2 protein-coding genes are annotated in these 3341 nt (G+C 37.6%); both read left to right on the forward strand.

Annotated elements, in window-relative coordinates; all coding sequences use genetic code 11:
* The first annotated feature begins 1842 nt into the window (after positions 1-1842).
* A complete protein-coding gene (locus DMG62_23615; GenBank protein PYY20469.1) occupies positions 1843-2304 on the forward strand; it encodes a hypothetical protein in 462 nt (153 codons plus the stop codon).
* 96 nt (positions 2305-2400) lie between these two features.
* Positions 2401-2727 carry a hypothetical protein gene (locus DMG62_23620; protein PYY20470.1) on the forward strand — a complete coding sequence of 109 codons (327 nt, stop codon included), beginning with the start codon at positions 2401-2403 and terminating at the stop codon, positions 2725-2727.
* Positions 2728-3341 lie beyond the last annotated feature (614 nt).

Raw genomic sequence — 3341 nt, forward strand, 5'->3', positions numbered from 1 at the left:
GACGAAATGAATGAGTTCCATAAGGTATTGGATCTTCGTTAATATCGATTAGATTATTCTTAAAATACTCCATGAATTGTTCAGAAGTCTATCAAGTCAGCTTCGTAAATTTCGAAGATTGTACTAAGGCCTTTGTAGAATTCATTGACACTCGATCTTGAATATCAATTCTTCTGAATAAAGGTCCTGTTGTGAGTCGTGATACGTGCATCCAACGAAGCAAAAGATGAACAGGATCTAGATGTAATTCTTTGCGATTAAAGAAGAGATGAAACGGTTTGATTTCTAAATTCGTAAAATTCGAGGCAATGAAATTACCTCCATATTGATGAGTTTTTCTAAATGGAAGAGTCAGTTTAATATGTCCTTTCAATTTATCAATGACTTCAATATCCTTGACTTCAATACGAAGAACTTCATCAAATCTCAATAAACACAGAAAAGCAATTGCATAAATGCATTGAAGCATTATACGAAGTCTTGCACCACCCCATTGTTGATCCTCAGAATTGACATGGCTCTGAATTGTACCAAATGACTGTACTTCGAATTCATTATTTTTCTCATACAACTTCTTAAGAAGTGTAGGAGTAATTGAACGTGCACTTTGAGCAACATCTCCAGCTCTAATCTATGCAAAGAGTTAGTATATAAGCTTGAGAAATAGGAATTCGTAATTTACGAAAAGACTCGTAAATTGTGAAGATGCAAATATTTCTTATACCTTTCTTCTTTGAAGACTGATCATATAACGAGATACTGTATGAGACAGTGCTGGATTTCCAGAACAATTTCCTCCTCCAGCATTATGCCATTTCTCAGTACCTCTATCTTTATTCTGTGCATAATAATAACTGACAGCCGCTCTCATTTTTAATGCCTGAGAAAATGAAGCACCTTGACATAATGCTGTAGCTGGATTAGATATATCTCTCTTCTCGCATTTGCGATGTATCCAAGCTGCTATGAGATTCGGAGTCATTTCATTCGGCTCAATAATGGCATTTTTGATATCGGAATTTCCGAGGTCATCAATAAAAGTTTCAAATGCTCTCCAAAGACTATTTTATCATCAATAATCTTGCTAATGAAATAGATGTACCTTCGATAAGTTGCCACTGTCTTTAGAGCGAGAGCTCCTTCTGAAGCAATCTTAATTGTTTGACCCAATTCGTTATAATCGAAGATGTCTTTCTGCTGCTGCCCATCTCTGTAAGACTGTATCTTGTCTCTTGTAATTGCTCTTCGACATCAAGTTCTTCATCTTCGTGTGCTATTTCTCTTTCTTCTCTTCTAAGAAATGATGTTATGGAGTCTAGAATCGTCATTGAAGGATGAAGGTGATTTTTTTTTTAGTTGTGTTGGTAATTTCCGTGTGTTCATAATTTCCGAGTGAAAAATTTTCTCTCCATATTTTCCCCCGCTCTTATCATGCCTGCTAAACGCCATGTCAAGGTTGATGAAGGCTCAGTAACACCAAGAAAGAAGAGCAAACTCTCACAGAAGAGACTGGATGCTCTTATTCTTATTCCAAATATCAATACCAAGCTCGAAAATCTCGAACAAACTCCTCTCGATCTTTCCGATTCAAGGACAGAAGGGAAGAGACAAGAGCTATTATTGTGGGTATATTCCCATCAGCATCTTATTGCCATTTCTCTTACTGCTATATATGAATAGGCAGATGAATATAAGGAGTGTAAAGAGAAAATCTATAAGGAAATGATGGCAGAACCTGATCCAGAAGCCGATTTCGGAAATGACGAGTCTGATACTGTCTCCACAAATGACGTCACTTCATCTTATCCCTCAAGATCACAATTACCATCAACTAAATCATCAGTGATCAATTACAATGTCAATGTCAATTATTCTCATAGTCATTCGATCATAACGAAAAATGGCGACCCCCTCGACTTTAACGAGCTGGTCAAAGATTTTGCTCAACACACTGCTATTCCTGCTGCAGGCAAAATAACAACGACATCAAGAGACCTTGACAAGCTCAATAGACCTTGGAGATATAAAATAAGGAGTTTGAAGATGGATAAGATGAATGAACCCTTACAATACAGCGGTCTCGATATTGACGATCCTCCGTCGCTGAAATATTCAAGTAATATGGATGAATTGATTCAAGATTGGGAGGATTCTTCTCATCTTATTGTTAATGGTGTACCAATTCCTTTAAAATATTGGAAGCAGATATTTCGTTATGCAAAACCTGAGGCGTGGAAATTGCTCAAAAATCACTGGAGTAATTGGAGGGTAAATATCCCATTCGGAATTTACGAGCTCTCGTAAATTCCGAGATTGATATCTTTTACTTATATTTAAAAATGATTGCTAATTTTTTTTTAATAGTTTCTTGTCACAGCCATCAAAGCATACAATCGTCCAATGGATTTCTGGTTTAAATACTCTGATTTGAATAAAAAATATGAAGATGGACCAAGGAAGCGATGGAGTTACACAATTGTGCTCAAAGCACTGAAGCAACAGAGGCATAATGCAGATGTGGAAGATGCGGCACAGGCGAGAGTTCGGTATAACAGTGCAAGCACATTTGCGGAACATTTTTCTTATAGAAAGGGCAACAGACAGATTCCTCTTACAAGCACGGCTTCAATAGCTCGACAATTCCGAAAGATAAACAATAGGCCTCAGTATTGGGATCTAATTGCGGAGGAAGAAGAAGAAGAATCGGAAGAAATCGATCAATTATGAGAATGGGAATAAATTTTAGCAATTTTAGGCATAATATTATCATTTAATATCTCATTTAAAACCTCCTCTGATTCTCTAAAAATATCCAATATTCCTCTGTTATACTACCTTCGATAAATACGAACGTCCATTATTGCTCTCGTAAATTTCAATCCGACTTATATACAAGTTTATATCTGATAACTCTTCGGTCACATCTGGAATTTAAATTTACAAGTTGTCACAACAAGTGCCCTTTATAATCTGGTCATTCATAGACCTGCTTGAGGACTATCGGAAATCGTCATCCGTTCTCCTGCATCTCTTTTAGAGCTCGAGAATTTCGAGGTCAAAGCCAGATTTTTAACGTGTAATTGGGGCGGGACTGTCAGTTTTTCGGGGTGAATTATTCGCCGCACCTTTAAGGTGGGGCTCCCCCATACTTAAGCGAATATTCGGAATTCGGAAAACTGACAGTCCGAGGCGGCGCGACAGTCCCGACCCCCCCGGACTGTCAGTCGCCGATCCTCGATAATTACGAGGATACGACGATGCCCGTTTAAGCGATCAAAGCAGCAAAACACCTCAATTTTTTCGATCAATATATGTTCTCTATATACCCTCTGATTTTTCTA

It is taken from the genome of Acidobacteriota bacterium, from assembly GCA_003225175.1.
In the GTDB taxonomy this organism is placed as follows: domain Bacteria; phylum Acidobacteriota; class Terriglobia; order Terriglobales; family Acidobacteriaceae; genus Gp1-AA112.